Annotated in this window: 18 protein-coding genes; 7 read left to right on the top strand and 11 right to left on the bottom strand. The window is 68.1% G+C overall.

Going from position 1 to position 15,593, the window contains the following annotated elements:
• Both HMPREF2886_RS12695 and HMPREF2886_RS12690 read left to right on the top strand, forming a co-directional pair.
• The coding region (locus tag HMPREF2886_RS12695; RefSeq protein WP_177344452.1) for an acyl-CoA dehydrogenase C-terminal domain-containing protein at positions 1-467 on the top strand (467 nt) is incomplete at its 5' end.
• Positions 468-740: 273 nt separating this feature from the next.
• Positions 741-2,519 (top strand): acyl-CoA dehydrogenase C-terminal domain-containing protein, encoded by a 1,779-nt coding sequence (locus HMPREF2886_RS12690; protein ID WP_033971455.1) that lies wholly within the window; start codon positions 741-743, stop codon positions 2,517-2,519.
• A gap of 332 nt (positions 2,520-2,851) precedes the next feature.
• On the opposite strand, the gene nirN is transcribed toward HMPREF2886_RS12690, so the two are convergent.
• From nirN to nirS, 11 genes are read right to left on the bottom strand one after another with little or no spacing between them, the layout of a single operon-like run.
• Positions 2,852-4,333 carry a dihydro-heme d1 dehydrogenase gene (gene nirN, locus HMPREF2886_RS12685; protein WP_033978021.1) on the bottom strand — a complete coding sequence of 494 codons (1,482 nt, stop codon included), beginning with the start codon at positions 4,331-4,333 and terminating at the stop codon, positions 2,852-2,854.
• Positions 4,324-5,163 (bottom strand): uroporphyrinogen-III C-methyltransferase, encoded by an 840-nt coding sequence (gene cobA, locus HMPREF2886_RS12680; RefSeq protein ID WP_070747467.1) that lies wholly within the window; start codon positions 5,161-5,163, stop codon positions 4,324-4,326. Before cobA ends, nirN begins: the two co-directional genes overlap by 10 nt.
• Positions 5,164-5,173: 10 nt before the next feature.
• On the bottom strand, positions 5,174-6,337 hold the full coding sequence (gene nirJ, locus HMPREF2886_RS12675) for a heme d1 biosynthesis radical SAM protein NirJ (RefSeq protein ID WP_039026909.1): 1,164 nt from the start codon (positions 6,335-6,337) through the stop codon (positions 5,174-5,176).
• Positions 6,331-6,846: a siroheme decarboxylase subunit beta gene (locus HMPREF2886_RS12670; RefSeq protein WP_003084858.1), complete on the bottom strand. Its 516-nt coding sequence runs from the start codon at positions 6,844-6,846 to the stop codon at positions 6,331-6,333. The genes nirJ and HMPREF2886_RS12670 overlap by 7 nt, the downstream gene beginning before the upstream one ends.
• A complete protein-coding gene (locus HMPREF2886_RS12665) occupies positions 6,821-7,264 on the bottom strand; it encodes an Lrp/AsnC family transcriptional regulator (RefSeq protein WP_004352179.1) in 444 nt (147 codons plus the stop codon). The genes HMPREF2886_RS12670 and HMPREF2886_RS12665 overlap by 26 nt, the downstream gene beginning before the upstream one ends.
• Positions 7,257-7,781 carry a siroheme decarboxylase subunit beta gene (locus HMPREF2886_RS12660; RefSeq protein ID WP_033971462.1) on the bottom strand — a complete coding sequence of 175 codons (525 nt, stop codon included), beginning with the start codon at positions 7,779-7,781 and terminating at the stop codon, positions 7,257-7,259. The genes HMPREF2886_RS12665 and HMPREF2886_RS12660 overlap by 8 nt, the downstream gene beginning before the upstream one ends.
• A complete protein-coding gene (locus HMPREF2886_RS12655) occupies positions 7,778-8,230 on the bottom strand; it encodes an AsnC family transcriptional regulator (protein ID WP_003084864.1) in 453 nt (150 codons plus the stop codon). The genes HMPREF2886_RS12660 and HMPREF2886_RS12655 overlap by 4 nt, the downstream gene beginning before the upstream one ends.
• Before the next feature lie 8 nt (positions 8,231-8,238).
• Complete coding sequence (gene nirF, locus HMPREF2886_RS12650) at positions 8,239-9,417, bottom strand: heme d1 biosynthesis protein NirF (RefSeq protein WP_070747465.1); 1,179 nt, start codon at positions 9,415-9,417, stop codon at positions 8,239-8,241.
• A complete protein-coding gene (nirC, locus tag HMPREF2886_RS12645; RefSeq protein WP_003084870.1) occupies positions 9,414-9,773 on the bottom strand; it encodes a cytochrome c55X in 360 nt (119 codons plus the stop codon). The genes nirF and nirC overlap by 4 nt, the downstream gene beginning before the upstream one ends.
• Entirely contained in the window at positions 9,770-10,084 is a 315-nt protein-coding gene (gene nirM, locus HMPREF2886_RS12640) for a cytochrome C-551 (protein WP_003129143.1), read from the bottom strand. Before nirM ends, nirC begins: the two co-directional genes overlap by 4 nt.
• A gap of 50 nt (positions 10,085-10,134) precedes the next feature.
• Complete coding sequence (gene nirS / locus HMPREF2886_RS12635) at positions 10,135-11,841, bottom strand: nitrite reductase (RefSeq protein ID WP_070747463.1); 1,707 nt, start codon at positions 11,839-11,841, stop codon at positions 10,135-10,137.
• A 215-nt stretch (positions 11,842-12,056) separates the two neighbouring features.
• On the opposite strand from nirS, the gene nirQ reads away from it, so the two are divergent.
• The 5 genes from nirQ (at position 12,057) to norB (ending at position 15,593) form a co-directional block, all read left to right on the top strand.
• Positions 12,057-12,839 carry a transcriptional regulator NirQ gene (gene nirQ / locus HMPREF2886_RS12630; RefSeq protein WP_033971466.1) on the top strand — a complete coding sequence of 261 codons (783 nt, stop codon included), beginning with the start codon at positions 12,057-12,059 and terminating at the stop codon, positions 12,837-12,839.
• Between the two features lie 34 nt (positions 12,840-12,873).
• Positions 12,874-13,401 carry a cytochrome c oxidase subunit 3 gene (locus HMPREF2886_RS12625; protein WP_073649051.1) on the top strand — a complete coding sequence of 176 codons (528 nt, stop codon included), beginning with the start codon at positions 12,874-12,876 and terminating at the stop codon, positions 13,399-13,401.
• A gap of 7 nt (positions 13,402-13,408) precedes the next feature.
• Positions 13,409-13,666: a cytochrome C oxidase subunit IV family protein gene (locus tag HMPREF2886_RS12620; RefSeq protein ID WP_033978013.1), complete on the top strand. Its 258-nt coding sequence runs from the start codon at positions 13,409-13,411 to the stop codon at positions 13,664-13,666.
• Between the two features lie 89 nt (positions 13,667-13,755).
• Positions 13,756-14,196 carry a nitric oxide reductase subunit NorC gene (norC, locus tag HMPREF2886_RS12615; RefSeq protein ID WP_033978011.1) on the top strand — a complete coding sequence of 147 codons (441 nt, stop codon included), beginning with the start codon at positions 13,756-13,758 and terminating at the stop codon, positions 14,194-14,196.
• Positions 14,196-15,593 (top strand): nitric-oxide reductase subunit NorB, encoded by a 1,398-nt coding sequence (gene norB, locus HMPREF2886_RS12610; RefSeq protein ID WP_033971474.1) that lies wholly within the window; start codon positions 14,196-14,198, stop codon positions 15,591-15,593. Before norC ends, norB begins: the two co-directional genes overlap by 1 nt.

Below are 15,593 nucleotides of genomic sequence, written 5' to 3'. Positions count from 1 at the left end.
GCATCCAGGCCCTCGACCTGCTCGGCCGCAAGGTACTGGGCAGCCAGGGCAAGCTGTTGCGCGGTTTCACCAAACGGGTCCACCAGTTGTGCCAGGCCCAGGCCGAGCATCCGCAACTGAAGGGACAGGTCGCGCAACTGGCGGCGCTGAACGCGCAGTGGGGCGAGCTGACCCAGCAGGTAGGCCTGGCGGCGATGAAGAATGCCGACGAAGTGGGCGCCGCCTCGGTGGACTACCTGATGTTCTCCGGCTACGTGACCCTGGCCTATTTCTGGTTGCGCATCGCCCTGGTGGCGCGCGAGAAGCTGGATGCCGGCAGCGGCGAGGCCGCGTTCTACGAAGCCAAGCTGGCCACCGCCGACTTCTACTTCAGTCGCCTGCTGCCGCGCAGCGCGGCGCATGCCGCGGCGATCCAGGCCGGCGCGGCGGGCCTGATGAGCCTGTCGGCGGAGCAGTTTTCGCTCTAGCGGCTGCCGGGGCAGGGGCGCGGCGCTTCTTCCCGCGGTTTCTCCCGCACCCGCCGGGCCCACCGGACTCCCGGCGATCTCGCTCGAGCCCGCGAAAAGCGGGCTTTTTCATGCCTTTCGCATAGAAGACGGATATAGACTTGCTGGTCACGACGTGACGCTACGAGTCCGAAATGTTGGTGGTGTAGACTCGGCCGCGGCACACCTTTCGTGCCTCCATTTTGTTGCCGCTGGCCCCCGGCCGGCGATCGGTACGATCGAGGATTCCCCCACATGGCTGATTACAAAGCTCCGCTGCGCGACATGCGCTTCGTCCTCAATGAGGTGTTCGAGGTCTCCCGGCTCTGGGCGCAACTGCCGGCGCTGGCCGAAGTGGTCGACGCCGAGACCGCCGCGGCGATCCTCGAAGAGGCCGGCAAGGTCACCGCCGGCACCATCGCCCCGCTGAACCGTCCGGGCGACGAGGAAGGCTGCCAGTGGGACGCTGGCGCGGTGCGCACCCCGGCCGGCTTCCCCGAGGCCTACCGGACCTACGCCGAAGGCGGCTGGGTCGGCGTCGGCGGTGATCCGGCCTACGGCGGCATGGGTATGCCCAAGGTGATCTCGGCGCAGGTCGAGGAACTGGTCAACTCGGCCAACCTGTCGTTCGGCCTGTATCCGATGCTGACCGCCGGCGCCTGCTTGGCGCTCAATGCCCATGCCAGCGACGAGCTGAAGGACAAGTACCTGCCGAACATGTACGCCGGTATCTGGGCCGGTTCCATGTGCCTGACCGAGCCGCATGCAGGCACCGACCTGGGCATCATCCGCACCAGGGCCGAGCCGCAGGCCGACGGCTCCTACAAGATCAGCGGGACCAAGATCTTCATCACCGGCGGCGAGCATGACCTGACCGAGAACATCATCCACCTGGTGCTGGCCAAGCTGCCCGACGCCCCGGCCGGGCCGAAAGGCATCTCGCTGTTCCTGGTACCGAAGGTGCTGGTCAACGCCGACGGTTCGCTGGGCGAGAAGAACAGCCTGGGTTGCGGCTCCATCGAGCACAAGATGGGGATCAAGGCCTCGGCCACCTGCGTGATGAACTTCGACGGCGCCACCGGTTGGCTGGTGGGTGAGGTCAACAAGGGCCTGGCGGCGATGTTCACCATGATGAACTACGAGCGCCTTGGCGTCGGCATCCAGGGCCTGGCCACCGGCGAGCGCTCCTACCAGAGCGCCATCGAGTATGCCCGCGAGCGTATCCAGAGCCGCGCGCCGACCGGCCCGGTGGCCAAGGACAAGGCCGCCGACCCGATCATCGTGCACCCCGACGTACGCCGCATGCTGCTCACCATGAAGGCGCTGAACGAAGGCGGCCGCGCCTTCTCCAGCTACGTCGCGATGCAACTGGACACCGCCAAGTACAGCGAAGATGCGGTCACCCGTAAGCGCGCGGAAGAGTTGGTGGCGCTGCTGACCCCGGTGGCCAAGGCATTCCTCACCGACATGGGGCTGGAAACCACCATCCATGGCCAGCAGATCTTCGGCGGCCACGGTTTCATCCGCGAATGGGGCCAGGAGCAACTGGTGCGCGACTGTCGCATCACGCAGATCTACGAAGGCACCAACGGCATCCAGGCGCTCGACCTGGTGGGACGCAAGGTGATCGGCAGCGGCGGCGCCTTCTCCCGTCATTTCACCGACGAGATCAAGGCCTTCGTCGCTGCCGCCGACGAGGCCTTGGGCGAGTTCAGCAAGCCGCTGGCGGCCGCCGTGGAGAACCTGGAAGAGCTGACTGCCTGGCTGCTCGACCGCGCCAAGGGCAACCCCAACGAGATCGGCGCGGCGTCGGTCGAATACCTGCATGTGTTCGGCTACACCGCCTACGCCTACATGTGGGCATTGATGGCGCGCACCGCGCTGGCCAAGCAGGGCGAGGACGATTTCTACGCCAGCAAGCTGGGTACCGCGCGCTTCTACTTCGCCCGCCTGCTGCCGCGCATCCATTCCCTGAGCGCCTCCGTGCGCGCCGGCAGCGAGTCGCTGTACCTGCTGGACGCCGAGCAGTTCTGAGGCCTGGCGCCTGAGACGGAAAGCCCCGCGATGCGGGGCTTTTTTCTGGGCGCCGGGGGCTCGGCGCACGGGACGGGTGGGGGGATATCCGCTTGCGGCTATCCGCCATTCCCAGGGTTTTCTCGGGGCCGTGATGGGACAGGGTGATCGGCGGATAGCGCCGTTGGCGTTATGCGCCCTACGGCTCCTCGCGCAGGGTGGGCGGTAGGGCGAATAACCGCTTGCGGTTATCCGCCATTCCCGTGGTTTTCCTCGTGCCGTGAGGGGACAGGGTTGTCGCGGTCCGTCGCGGAGGATACGGGGATATCCGTTGATGGCGTCTCGCCCGAGCCTCAGTGCGAGGTTCCCTCCGCATAGCCGATCTTGTTGCCGACGTTGTACTTGCCCGACGGCTTGTTCATCGGCAGTCGCTTCACTTCCTCCAGGCTGTGCGCGTCATAGACCACCAGCGCGCCGTCGCGGTCCCAGACGCTGAGCAGGGCGTAGCGGCCGTCGCGGGTGAACTCGACGTGGCCGGCCACCTTGCCCGGGCTGGGGCGCAGGCGATGGGCGATTTCCAGGGTCTGCTTGTCGATCAGCAGGATCTCGTCGTGTTTCTTGCCAAGGAAGGTATCGGTCCAGGCGTAGGGTGAGTCGGCATGGCTGCGCATGAAGAAGCCGGGGCCGTCGGTGACGATTTCCTTCAACGGCTTCCAGTTTTGCAGGTCGATCACCGAGATCACCCCGCGGCTGATGTTCGGCGTGGCGAACACCCAGCGCCCGTCGCGCTTCCAGTAGATGCCCGAGCCGAGGTGCGGCATGCCCGACAGCGGGATCGAGGCGACCCGCGCGCCGCTGTCCAGCTCGATCACCTCGCCGCCCCTGGCCTGCCGCGAGCTGCCCAGCAGGTAGCGGTAGTCGGGGCTGAAGGAGAAGTCGTCGAGGTAGTCGGCAACCGCCAGCCGTTTCGGCGCGACCGGCTTGCCGTCGGCATAGGGCAGCTCCCACAGCTCGTGGACGTCCTTCAGGGCGACCACGAAGCTGTGCCGCGGCGGTGCCGTGTATACCGCGCTGACCCGCGAGGCCTGGCCCTGGGCGTCGGCCGCCGGGATGACCTGCACCAGGGACAGGTCGCGGGCGTCCAGCAGCACCAGGTTGCCGGGCAGGTAGTTGCCCACCAGGACCCAGCGCCCGTCGTCGCTGACCGCCAGGTTGCGCGTGTTGAGGCCGGCGCGGACCTCGGCGACCACCTTCAGGTTGTACAGGTCGTAGAGGGTCACCCAGCCGTCGCGCGAGGCGAAGTACACCAGGCGCCCGTCCGGGGAGAACTTCGGACCGCCGTGCAGGGCGTAGCGCGAGGGGAAGCGGGCGATGGGCTCGAAGCGATCGCCGTCGAGGATGGTCACGTGGTGGTCGCCGGACTCCACCACCACGAACAGATTCAGCGGGTCGGCCTCGAAGCGGGGCCCGGACGGCAGGGTGGCGAGGGGATGCGGCTGAACCTGGCTGGCCCGGATGTCCTCGGCGCTCCACTGCGGTTCGCGCGGCGGCGCCTGGTAGAGATAGGCGACCAGGGCGTCCGCCGCGGCTGCGTCCAATTGACCGGCAAAGCCGGCCATCTGGGTTGCCGGGCGACCGTGCAGGATCACCTCGCGGGCCTGCGCCGGCTTCAGCCGCGAAAGGCTTTCCGGGAGCAGGGTCGGGCCGCTGCCGCCGAGCCGCCCGGCGCCGTGGCAGGCCTGGCAGTGCTGGCGGTAGAGCGCTTCCCCCGGCGCTTCGCCGGCCTGTGCGAGGGCGCCGAGGAGCAGGCCGAGGGCGAGGCCGATCAGGCGCATGCGACGGCCTCGCGGCTGACCGGCGAGCCGGCGCCCAGGTATGAAGGATGCGCCATCGCGCGCTCGGCGAAGAGCGCCACCACCTGGCCGACGACGATCAGCGTCGGCGACTTCAACTGGTAGCGCCGCGCCAGCGCCGGCAGCTCGGAAAGGGCGCCGCGGGTCACCTGCTGGCCCGCCTGGGTGCCCTGGCTGACCAGCGCCGCCGGGGTGTCGCCGGCGAGGCCGTGCTCGACCAGGCGCGCGGCGATCTCGGCGAGGTTGCCCAGGCCCATGTAGAACACCAGGGTCTGCTTGCCGCGTGCCAGGCCGGCCCAGTCGAGGTCGAGGCGGCCGTCGTTCTGCAGGTGGCCGGTGACGAAGGTGCAGGATTGGGCGAGGTCGCGGTGGGTCAGCGGGATGCCGGCGTAGGTACTGCAACCGGAGGCGGCGGTGACGCCGGGGACCACCTGGCAGTCGACGCCGGCTTCGAGCAGGCGCTCCAGCTCCTCGGCGCCGCGACCGAAGATGAACGGGTCGCCGCCCTTCAGGCGTACCACCCGGCGTTGCTGCCGGGCCAGGCGCACCAGCAGCTCGTTGATTTCTTCCTGCGGCAGGCTGTGGTGGCCGCAGCGCTTGCCGACGTAGATGCGCTGGCAGCTTTCCGGCAGAAGGGCGATCAGCTCGCGGGCGACCAGGCGGTCGTAGACCACCACCTCGGCCTGTTGCAGCAGGGCCCAGGCGCGCAGGGTGAGCAGGCCCGGATCGCCGGGGCCGGCGCCGACCAGGGCGACGCTGCCGGCGGGGAAGTCGACATCGAGGAGGGACGGCGGAATCACGGTAGTGTTCATGAGGCTTTCCTTAGACGGCGTGCAGCGCGATGCGCTCGAGGCCGATTTCCTGATCGCTGAGGTAGCAGCCGGGGTCTTCGCCCCAGAGTTCTCCGCCGGCCCAGGCGCGGGTGCGGGTGTTGCCGTTGCAGATGTCCAGCCAGCGGCATTGGCTGCAGCGCCCGCCCACCGGCCGCGGGCGCTGGCGCAGTTGCAGGAGCAGCGGGTCTGGGCGCTCGAACCAGAAGTCGGCGAAGCGCTGATGGCGGATGTTGCCGACGCTGTGGTGCCACCAGTAGCTGTCCGGATGCACCTCGCCGGTGTTGTCGATGTTGGCGATGCCCTCGCCCGAGGCGTTGCCGCCCCAGTCCAGCAGCAGCTCGCAGAGACGCGCCAGTTGCTGCGGGCGGCGGCGCTTGAGCCAGTCGAGGAGGAGGATCGCGTCGGCGTCGTTGTTGCCGGTGACGAAGTCGCTGTCGCGCCCCTGCCGGATGTCCTCGTCGGCCCGTTCGAAGAGCAGCGCGAGGGCCTCGCGGGTGCGCCGGTGGTGGGCGTCGAGGGCGCGGCTGCGGCGGCCGCGGCCACTGTAGTTGAGGTGCGAGAGGTAGAACTTCTGCACGTCGAGTTCGCGCATCAGGTCGAGCAGTGCCGGTAGTTGCGCGGCGTTCTCCTCGGTCAGGGTGGTGCGCATGCCGACGCGGATATCCGCCTCGCGGCACAGGCGCATGGCCGCCAGCGCGGCGTCGAAGCTGCCCTGCTTCTGGCGGAAGCGGTCGTGGGTCTCGCGCAGGCCGTCGAGGCTGATGCCGACGTAGTCGAAGCGGGCCTCGGCGACGCGCTGGATGTTGCCTTCGTCGATCAGCGTACCGTTGCTCGACAGCGCCACGAACATCCCGGCCTGGCGGGCATGGGCGGCGATCTCGAAGAGGTCCGGGTGCATCAGCGGCTCGCCGCCGGAGAGGATCAGCACGCGCACTCCGGCGGCGCGCAGGTCGTCGATGCCGCGAAGGATTCCCGCGGTCTCCAGCTCGCCACGGAAGTCGCTGTCGGCGGAGGTGGAGTAACAGTGCTTGCAGGTCAGGTTGCAGCGCCGCAGCAGGTTCCAGATCACCACCGGGGCGCGCCTGCCGCCGGTACGGCGCGGCGCCGGCGCGTCCTCGGCGAGGCTGCGCAGGTAATGGCTGATCCTCAGCATGGACGTTCCTCCTTCTGCGCCAGGCGCAGGCCGGTCTTCTTCAGGATGCGGCTGCTCACCAGCATCTCGTCGGCGCGACAGTCCTCGCCGAGCAGCAGGCGGATCTGCTGGCGGTAGCCTTCGATCTCCGCTTCGCTGCGGCCGTGGACCATGGCGAACAGGTTGTAGCGCCACTGCGGCAGATGGCGCGGGCGCCGGTAGCAATGGCTGACGAAGGACAGCCCGCCGACCAGCCGGCCGAGGCGTTCGATGCGTTCGTCGGCGACGTCCCAGACGGTCATGCCGTTGTGCCGGTAGCCAAGGCGATAGTGGTTGGGCACCGCGGCGATGCGCCGGATCACCCCGGCGTCGCGCAGGCGCTTCAGCAGCGCCAGGGTCTCCGCCTCGCTCAGCCGCAGTTGCGCGGCGATCCACGCCCAAGGGTCGGCGACCAGCGGCAGGCCGGCCTGGGTCAGTTCGATCAGGCGGCGGGCGAGCAGGGCGTCAGAGGGGGAAATGCAGGCCGACATGGTAGGTCGCCTCCTTGGGCAGGTCGAGCACCGCCAGCCCGCTCTCGCGCTCCAGCCGTGCGAGGGTCTCGGCGACCTCCGCCGGGCTGTCGCAGGCGACCACCAGCCACATGTTCAGGGCGTGCTCGCGACGGTAGTTGTGGGCGACCTGCGGCCAGCCGGCGAGCAGCGCGGCGATCTCTTCGAAACGCGCCTCCGGCACGCTCATGGCGGCCAGGGTGAAGGCACCGCCGAGGGGCTCGATGTCGAACAGCGGACCGAAGCGGGTCAGGGTGCCGTCGTCGAGCAGGTCGTCGAGGCGGCGCAGGATGTCTTCCTCGCGGCAATCCAGCTCGTCGGCGAGCAGCGCGTAGGGGTGCGGCTCCAGCGGCAGGCCGTGTTGCAGGCGGTTCAGCAGGCGCCGGTCGAACTCATCCATGGCGGCGCTCCAGGTCGGCCGGCGGCGCGGTGTAGCGGCCGCCGCACTGCTTGTAGGCGCGCAGGCTGAACAGCCAGCGGTGCGGTGCCTGGCGCAGGTCGTGGCGCTCCAGCAGAGCCTCGATCTGGCGTTCCACTTCACCGCGCTCGCGGCCGTGGATCATGCAGAACAGGTTGTATGGCCACATCGGCAGGCGACGCGGGCGGCGGTAACAGAGCGAGACGATCGACTCGTGGGCGAGGGCGCGGCCGACGGCGTCGACCTCCGCGTCGGCGATGTCCAGCACCAGCATGGCGTTGGCGGTATAGCCCAGGGCGCGGTGGTGGAGGATCACCCCGAAGCGGCGGAACAGGCCGTCTTCGTCCCAGCGGCGGACCTGTTCCAGCACTTCGTCTTCGCCGGCGCCGATGCGTTCGGCGAGCACCCGGTAGGGCCGGCTGGCCAGCGGCAGGCCCTGTTCCAGCAGGTAGCGCAGGTGTTGCCGCTGCGGCGCGGCGAGGGGTTCGACGGGGTTCATCGGCTGGCCTCCAGGGGAAACGCGAGGTCGATGCAGTAGGCTTCCTGCATCGGCAGGTCGAGGGGTTGCAGGCCGGTGTCGGCGGCGATCTCCGCCAGTACCCGGTCGAGTTGCGCGCGGTCGCCGGCGGTGAGCACGAACCACAGGTTGTAGCGGTGTTCGCGCTGGTAGTTGTGGTTGACCTCGGCGTACTGGCTGATGCGCTCGGCGACCCGTTGCAGACGCTCCTCGGGCACCGCCAGGGCAGCCAGGGTGCTGGCCCCGGCGCGTTGGTGGCGGAGCACCGGGCCGACCCGCGACAGCGCGCCGTCGGCTTCCAGGCGACGCAGCCGTTCGAGCACCTCGGCTTCGCTGCAACCCAGGGTTTCGGCCATCCGCCGATAGGGTTCCGCGCAGATCGGCAGGCCTTTCTGGTAGCGGGCGAGGAGGCGGCGGGAGAGGTCGTCCATGGTGCCTCCTAGAGTCCGATGTGCTGGGCGCGGTGGCTGAAGAAGATGCCGCTCGGGCTGCGGGCCGGAAGGCTGCCGATGCGCTCCAGGCGGTACGGGTCCCAGACCTGCAACTGGTCGGCGTCGCGCACCGAGATCCAGACCTGGTCGCCGCGCCCGCTGAATTCCATGTGCAGTACGCCGGGGCCGGGGCGCAGGGTTTCGATCACTTCGTGGGTCTCGCTGTCGATGACCTGCACCTTGTCATTGTCCGGGTAGGCGAAGTTGACCCAGATCTGCCGGTCGTCCGGTCGAGTCATGACGAACACCGGCTGGCCGGCGACGTCGATGGCATCGGTATGCTTCCAGTCGCGCGCGTCGAGCACCAGCACCTGGTGATGGCCGACCGCCGGGACGAAGGCCTGGTCGCTGGCGATGGTCCAGCCCTCCAGGTGCGGCATCTTGTACACCGGCAGCTTGCGTTGGCCGCGGCCATAATCGCCGAGTACGCGCCTGACGCCGCGCTCCGGGTGCCAGAGGTCGATCTGGGCCATGCCGTCCTCGCCGAACAGCCCGGCCATGTAGTAGCGCCCGTCGGGGCTGATGAGGGCGTCGTAGGGTTGCTTGCCGACATCGCGGAAGCGGGTCAGGCGCGGCGTGTCGCCCTGGCTGAAGTCGGCGATCCAGATCTCGCCGCTGTCGAACAGGCTGAATACGAAACGCTGCCCCGGCGCGTCGACCAGGCCGACCACCCGGGAGTTCCTGTCCTGGCCGGGGAGGCGGGTGGCGGGAATCTCGGCGACCAGCTCCAGGGTGCGGCTGTCGAACACCTTGACCCCGCCCGGCTCGTAGTTGGATACCGCGACCAGCCGACCGTCCTGGCTGATCGCTCCGCCGATGCTGTTGCCGCCCTGGATCAGGCGCTTGTCGATGCGCTGGGCCAGCAGGTCGAGCTTGGTCAGGCCGCCGTCGCGACCGAACACGTAGGCGTAGCGCTGGTCGCGGGAGAACACCAGGGAGGCGTGGGACAGGTCGCCGAGGCCTTCTACCCGCGCCAGCGAGGTCTTCGCCGTGCCGTCGAGGATCTGCACGCTGCCGTCGGCGCGTTCGATCAGCACGCCGAGGTCGCCGCTGCCGCGCAAGGGCGGCTGCTGGCTACAGCCGGCGAGCAGGGCGAGGAAAAGCGGAGCGAGGGGACGCAGGTTCATGGGGCGATCTCTCCTTCGATCAGGCGGTCCACCAGCCAGCCGGCGTCGTCTTCGCTGAGCAGGCCGGCCCAGGGGGGCATCGGGGTTTGCGGGCGGCCCATGAGCACGGTGGCGACCAGCGATTCGCGCGGCTTGCCGCGCAGGGCCTCGGGGGTCAGCGCCGGGCCGAGGCCGCCGGTCAGGCGCAGGCCGTGGCAGGAGCCGCAGTCCTGCAACAGCAGGTGACGCAACTGGGCCTGGCGACGGGCATCGGGATGCTCGTCGGCCAGGCCCGGAAGAGGACAGGCGAACGTCAGCGCGAGTGCCAGCCACAAGGCGTGGCTGGCGGCGCGCCGGAAGTCCGGAGGGGCGTTCATTTCTGCGACAGGACCCACTTCGCCAGGGTCTGCGCCTCGTCGTCGCTGACCGCGTTCGGCGGCATCGGGATCGGGCCCCAGACGCCCTGGCTGCCGTTCTTGATCCGCTGCGCGAGTTCCGCTTCGGCGCCGGCCTGGCCGGCGAACTTGGCGGCGACGTCCTTGTAGGCCGGGCCGACCATCTTGGTGTCGATGGCATGGCAGGCTACGCAGCCCTTGTTCTTGAACAGCACTTCGGGGTCTTCGGCCCAGGCGCCCTGGGCGAGCAGGGTGCCGGCGGCGAGCAGCGAAAGCAGTGCGTACGGTTTCATCACGGTTCCTCGTAGGGGGGAGCGTGCGGGGCGTGCCCCGCACGCGGGTCTCAGTACACGTCGTGCTGGGTGTTGTAGACGTTGAACTTGCCGGTCGGGGTGATCAGCCGCGGGTCCTTGACCACGGCCTTGAGCTTCAGGGTCTTGTCGTCCACCACCACCAGCGCGGAGCTGTCGTTCTTGCCGTTCCACACCGAGAACCAGACTTCATCGCCGCGCTTGTTGTACTCGGGCTGCACCACCCGCTTGGCGCCTTCGTCGAGATCGGCCCATTCGGCGATCGGCAGCACCTGGTACTTGGCGTCGAGGTTCTTCAGGTCGAACACCGCGACGCTCTGGCTGATCCTGGCGTCGGGGTTGAAGGTGGTGTCGACGTAGAGGTGCGAGGACTTCGGATGGGTCTTGATGAACAGCGAGCCGCCGCCCTGGCCCTGTAGCTCGGCGACTTTCTTCCAGGCGTACTGCGGATGGTTCTTCGGATCGGTGCCGATCAGCGAGATGCTGCCGTCGCCCAGGTGGCTGGTGCTCCACACCGGGCCGTACTTGGGATGCACGAAGTTGGCGCCCCGCCCCGGGTGCGGGGTCTTGCCGACGTCGACCAGGGCCGACAGGCGACGGTCCTTGGAGTCGATCACGGCAACCTTGTTGGAGTTGTTGGCGGCGGTCATGAAGTAGCGGTGGCTGCTGTCCCAGCCGCCGTCGTGGAGGAACGGCGCCGCGCCGATGCTGGTGATGGTGAGGTTGTCGATATCCTTGTAGTTGACCAGCAGGACCTTGCCGGTCTCCTTCACGTTGACGATGAACTCGGGGTGCTCGTGGGAGGCGATGATCGCCGCCACGCGCGGTTCCGGGTGGTAGGTCTGGGTGTCGACGGTCATGCCGCGGGTGGAGACGATCTGCTTCGGTTCCAGGGTCTCGCCGTCCATGATCGCGAACTGCGGCGGCCAGTAGGCGCCGGCGATGGTGTAGCGGTCCTCGTAGCCCTTGAACTTGGAGCTTTCCACCGAGCGCGCCTCGATGCCGATCTTGATCTCGGCGACCTTGGTCGGCTCCTTGGCCCACAGGTCGATCATGTCGATCCGCGCGTCGCGGCCGATCACCAGCAGGTAGCGGCCGGAAGCGGACATCCGCGAGATATGCACGGCGTAGCCGGTATCGATGACCTTGACGATCTTCTTGCTGTCGCCGTCGACCAGGGCGATCTGCCCGGCGTCGCGCAGGGTCACCGAGAACAGGTTGGGCAGGTCGAGGTCGTTGAGCTGTTTCTTCGGCCGGTCCTCCGGCTTCACCAGCACCTTCCACGATTCGCGCATCTCCGGCATGCCCCACTCCGGCGGTTGCGGCGGGGTGTGCTGGATGTACTTGGCCATCAGGGTGATCTGCTCCTTGCTCAGCTCGCCGGAGCTGCCCCAGTTCGGCATGCCCAGCGGGGTGCCGTAGGTGATCAGCGCTTCCAGGTATTGCTGGCCGCGTTGCTGGGTGATGTCCGGGGTCAGCGGCTTGCCGGTGGCGCCCTTGCGCAGGACGCCGTGGCAACCGGCGCAGCGTTGGAAGTAGATCTGCTTGGCCTCGTTGAACTCGCTTTCACTCATGTCGGGGGCACCGTTGGTGCGCACCACGTGAGCGGGATCGACGGCGGAAGCGGCACCCTGGTATTGCTCGGCGGCTTTCATGTCGTCCTTGGCGTGAGCGGTGGCCAGGCCCAGCAGCGTCAGCGAGGCGAGCAAGGTGCCCACCAGTGGCTTGCCAAATGGCATGGTCTATCTCCTCAGGAGCCCTGCGAGGCGCTCCCTTAGCAGTGTTTTGGGGGTGGCTGCGTCGGGAACTCCCGGGAATTCATGGCGCGAAAGGATCATAGAAAGCAGGGTCTTTACCCTTGCTTGACCGGAATCAAGATTGCGTTGCTTTGCGCTTGTGGCACCTTCCAACTGTGAATAGCGTGCGGTCCTAATCCCTAGCGCAGGAGTAGGACATGCGGGACGCGACACCCTTCTACGAGGCCACCGGCCATGAGATCGAAGTCTTCGAGCGCGCCTGGCGGCACGGCCTGCCGGTGTTGCTCAAGGGCCCCACCGGTTGCGGCAAGACCCGCTTCGTCCAGTACATGGCGCGGCGCCTGGAGCTGCCGCTGTACAGCGTCGCCTGCCACGACGACCTGGGCGCCGCCGACCTGCTCGGCCGCCATCTGATCGGCGCCGACGGTACCTGGTGGCAGGACGGCCCGCTGACCCGCGCGGTGCGCGAAGGCGGTATCTGCTACCTGGACGAAGTGGTGGAGGCGCGCCAGGACACCACGGTCGCCATCCACCCGCTGGCCGACGACCGCCGCGAGCTGTATCTGGAGCGCACCGGCGAGACGTTGCAGGCGCCGCCTTCGTTCATGCTGGTGGTGTCCTACAACCCCGGCTACCAGAACCTGCTCAAGGGCCTGAAGCCCAGCACCCGGCAGCGTTTCGTCGCGTTGCGCTTCGACTACCCGGCGGCGCAGCAGGAGGCACGCATCCTGGTCGGCGAGAGCGGTTGCGCCGAGGCCCTGGCGCAGCGCCTGGTGCAGTTGGGCCAGGCGCTGCGGCGGCTGGAGCAGCACGATCTGGAGGAAGTCGCCTCGACCCGCCTGCTGATCTTCGCCGCGCGCCTCATCGGCGACGGCATGGACCCGCGTGAGGCGTGCCGGGTGGCGCTGGCCGAAGCGCTCTCGGACGACCCGGCGACGGTGGCGGCACTGATGGACATCGTCGATCTCCATGTCGCCTGAGACCGTCGAGCGGCGCCTGCCCGGCGACCTGGCGATGTGGTTCTTCATCCTCGCCGAACTCAGCGTGTTCAGCCTGCTGCTACTGGCGTTCGCCGGCGCCCAGGCCTGGCAGCCGGAGCTGTTCCGCGCCGGCCGGGAGCAACTGGATAGCCGCTGGGGCCTGTTGCTGACCGTGGCCCTGCTCAGCTCCGGCTGGCTCGCCGCGCTGGCGGTGCATGCGGTGCGCCGCGGACGGCCGCGCCAGGCGAGCGGCTGGTTGCTGGCGGCGCTGCTGCTGGCGCTGGTCTACGTCGGCCTGAAGCTGCACGAGTACGGGCGGCTCGCCGATCTCGGCCTGGACATCGAGCACGACACTTTCTTCACCCTCTACTGGTGCCTGACCGGCTTCCATTTCCTCCACGTCCTGCTCGGCCTGCTGATCCTCGGCTGGCTGGCGCAGGCCTGCTGGCGCCGGTGTTATATGCCGCAGGCTTGCTCGGGACTGGAGTCGGGAGTGCTCTACTGGCACATGGTCGACCTGGTCTGGGTGCTGCTGTTCCCGCTGGTCTACGTCCTGCAATGAGGTGCCGATGCGAACCCTGACCCTCTGCTGGCTGGCGTTGCTGGCGCTGGCCGTGACCGGCGTGCTGCTGGGCGGCGCCGGCGAGTCTCCCTGGCTGCTGGCGGCGGTGCTGGCCTGCGCGGTGGCCAAGGGCTGGCTGATCGGCGAGCGCTTCATGGAGCTGGCCCATGCCCCGGCGCTATGGCGCCGCCTGCTGCTGGCCTGGCCGCTGCTGATGGCCCTGGCGGTGGGCGCTGCGCTGTACCTGGCGCGGCTGAATAACTGAGTAAATCGTTCGGGAATCTTGATTGCCATCAAGCGGGTTCGCCGCCGCCGCTTCCTAGAATCGCCGCACCACCCATTCCAGGAGGCCGCATGTCCGAGACCTTTACCAAAGGCATGGCCAGGAACATCTATTTCGGCGGGAGTGTGTTCTTCATCCTGCTGTTCCTGGCCCTGACCTACCACACCGAGAAGACCCTGCCCGAGCGCACCAACGAGGCCGCGATGAGCGCCGCGGTGGTGCGCGGCAAGCTGGTCTGGGAGCAGAACAACTGCGTCGGCTGCCATACCTTGCTCGGCGAGGGCGCCTACTTCGCGCCGGAGCTGGGCAACGTGGTCGGACGCCGTGGCGGCGAGGAGGGCTTCAACGCCTTCCTCCAGGCCTGGATGAAGATCCAGCCGCTGAACGTGCCGGGCCGCCGCGCCATGCCGCAGTTCCATCTCAGCGAGGGCCAGGTCGACGACCTGGCCGAGTTCCTCAAGTGGAGCTCGAAGATCGATACCAACCAATGGCCGCCGAACAAGGAGGGTTGATGATGTCGCCCAATGGCTCCCTGAAATTCGCCTCGCAGGCGGTCGCCAAACCCTATTTCGTGTTCGCCCTGGTCCTCTTCGTCGGGCAGATCCTGTTCGGCCTGATCATGGGCCTGCAGTACGTGGTCGGCGATTTCCTGTTCCCGGCGATCCCCTTCAACGTCGCGCGCATGGTGCACACCAACCTGCTGATCGTCTGGCTGCTGTTCGGCTTCATGGGCGCTGCCTACTACCTGGTGCCGGAGGAGAGCGACTGCGAGCTGTACAGCCCGAAGCTGGCCTGGATCCTGTTCTGGGTATTCGCCGCCGCCGGCGTGCTGACCATCCTCGGCTACCTGCTGGTGCCCTACGCCGGCCTGGCCAGGCTCACCGGCAACGAACTGTGGCCGACCATGGGCCGCGAGTTCCTCGAACAGCCGACCATCAGCAAGGCGGGCATCGTGATCGTCGCCCTGGGCTTCCTGTTCAACGTCGGCATGACCGTGCTGCGCGGGCGCAAGACCGCCATCGGCATGGTCCTGATGACCGGCCTGATCGGCCTCGCCCTGTTGTTCCTGTTCTCCTTCTACAACCCGGAAAACCTCACCCGCGACAAGTTCTACTGGTGGTGGGTGGTGCACCTGTGGGTGGAAGGCGTGTGGGAACTGATCATGGGTGCGATCCTCGCCTTCGTGCTGGTGAAGATCACCGGGGTCGACCGCGAGGTGATCGAGAAGTGGCTCTACGTGATCATCGCCATGGCGCTGATCAGCGGCATCATCGGCACCGGCCACCACTACTTCTGGATCGGCGTACCCGGCTACTGGCTGTGGCTCGGCTCGGTATTCTCGGCGCTGGAGCCGCTGCCGTTCTTCGCCATGGTGCTGTTCGCCTTCAACACCATCAACCGCCGCCGTCGCGACTATCCGAACCGCGCGGTCGCGCTGTGGGCCATGGGCACCACGGTGATGGCCTTCCTCGGCGCGGGAGTCTGGGGCTTCATGCATACCCTGGCGCCGGTCAACTACTACACCCACGGCACCCAGCTCACCGCCGCCCACGGCCACATGGCCTTCTATGGCGCCTACGCGATGATCGTGATGACCATCATCTCCTACGCCATGCCGCGCCTGCGCGGGATCGGCGAGGCGATGGACAACCGCTCGCAGGTCCTGGAGATGTGGGGCTTCTGGCTGATGACCGTGGCGATGGTGTTCATCACCCTGTTCCTCTCCGCGGCCGGGGTGCTGCAGGTCTGGCTGCAACGGATGCCGGCGGACGGCGCGGCGATGACCTTCATGGCCACCCAGGACCAGCTGGCGATCTTCTACTGGCTGCGCGAAGGCGCCGGGGTGGTGTTCCTCATCGGCCTGGTCGCCTACCTGCTGAGCTTCCGGCGCGGCAAGGCGGCCGCCTGA

This window comes from Pseudomonas sp. HMSC066A08, from assembly GCF_001813025.1.
GTDB lineage: Bacteria > Pseudomonadota > Gammaproteobacteria > Pseudomonadales > Pseudomonadaceae > Pseudomonas > Pseudomonas aeruginosa.
Note: the sequence above shows the minus strand (reverse complement) of the source record. Positions and strands in the feature narration are given on the sequence as shown.

Bases quoted from the DNA above. Each gene is read 5' to 3' on its own strand.
- nirJ (WP_039026909.1), bottom strand. From the start codon at position 6,337: ATGCTGAGGATCAGCCATTACCTGCGCAGCCTCGCCGAGGACGCGCCG.
- cobA (WP_070747467.1), bottom strand. From the start codon at position 5,163: ATGAACACTACCGTGATTCCGCCGTCCCTCCTCGATGTCGACTTCCCC.
- HMPREF2886_RS12665 (WP_004352179.1), bottom strand. From the start codon at position 7,264: ATGGATGAGTTCGACCGGCGCCTGCTGAACCGCCTGCAACACGGCCTG.
- nirC (WP_003084870.1), bottom strand. From the start codon at position 9,773: ATGAACGCCCCTCCGGACTTCCGGCGCGCCGCCAGCCACGCCTTGTGG.
- nirF (WP_070747465.1), bottom strand. From the start codon at position 9,417: ATGAACCTGCGTCCCCTCGCTCCGCTTTTCCTCGCCCTGCTCGCCGGC.
- nirM (WP_003129143.1), bottom strand. From the start codon at position 10,084: ATGAAACCGTACGCACTGCTTTCGCTGCTCGCCGCCGGCACCCTGCTC.
- HMPREF2886_RS12670 (WP_003084858.1), bottom strand. From the start codon at position 6,846: ATGTCGGCCTGCATTTCCCCCTCTGACGCCCTGCTCGCCCGCCGCCTG.
- norB (WP_033971474.1), top strand. From the start codon at position 14,196: ATGATGTCGCCCAATGGCTCCCTGAAATTCGCCTCGCAGGCGGTCGCC.
- nirN (WP_033978021.1), bottom strand. From the start codon at position 4,333: ATGCGCCTGATCGGCCTCGCCCTCGGCCTGCTCCTCGGCGCCCTCGCA.
- HMPREF2886_RS12620 (WP_033978013.1), top strand. From the start codon at position 13,409: ATGCGAACCCTGACCCTCTGCTGGCTGGCGTTGCTGGCGCTGGCCGTG.
- nirQ (WP_033971466.1), top strand. From the start codon at position 12,057: ATGCGGGACGCGACACCCTTCTACGAGGCCACCGGCCATGAGATCGAA.
- HMPREF2886_RS12660 (WP_033971462.1), bottom strand. From the start codon at position 7,781: ATGAACCCCGTCGAACCCCTCGCCGCGCCGCAGCGGCAACACCTGCGC.
- HMPREF2886_RS12690 (WP_033971455.1), top strand. From the start codon at position 741: ATGGCTGATTACAAAGCTCCGCTGCGCGACATGCGCTTCGTCCTCAAT.
- norC (WP_033978011.1), top strand. From the start codon at position 13,756: ATGTCCGAGACCTTTACCAAAGGCATGGCCAGGAACATCTATTTCGGC.
- HMPREF2886_RS12625 (WP_073649051.1), top strand. From the start codon at position 12,874: ATGTGGTTCTTCATCCTCGCCGAACTCAGCGTGTTCAGCCTGCTGCTA.
- HMPREF2886_RS12655 (WP_003084864.1), bottom strand. From the start codon at position 8,230: ATGGACGACCTCTCCCGCCGCCTCCTCGCCCGCTACCAGAAAGGCCTG.
- nirS (WP_070747463.1), bottom strand. From the start codon at position 11,841: ATGCCATTTGGCAAGCCACTGGTGGGCACCTTGCTCGCCTCGCTGACG.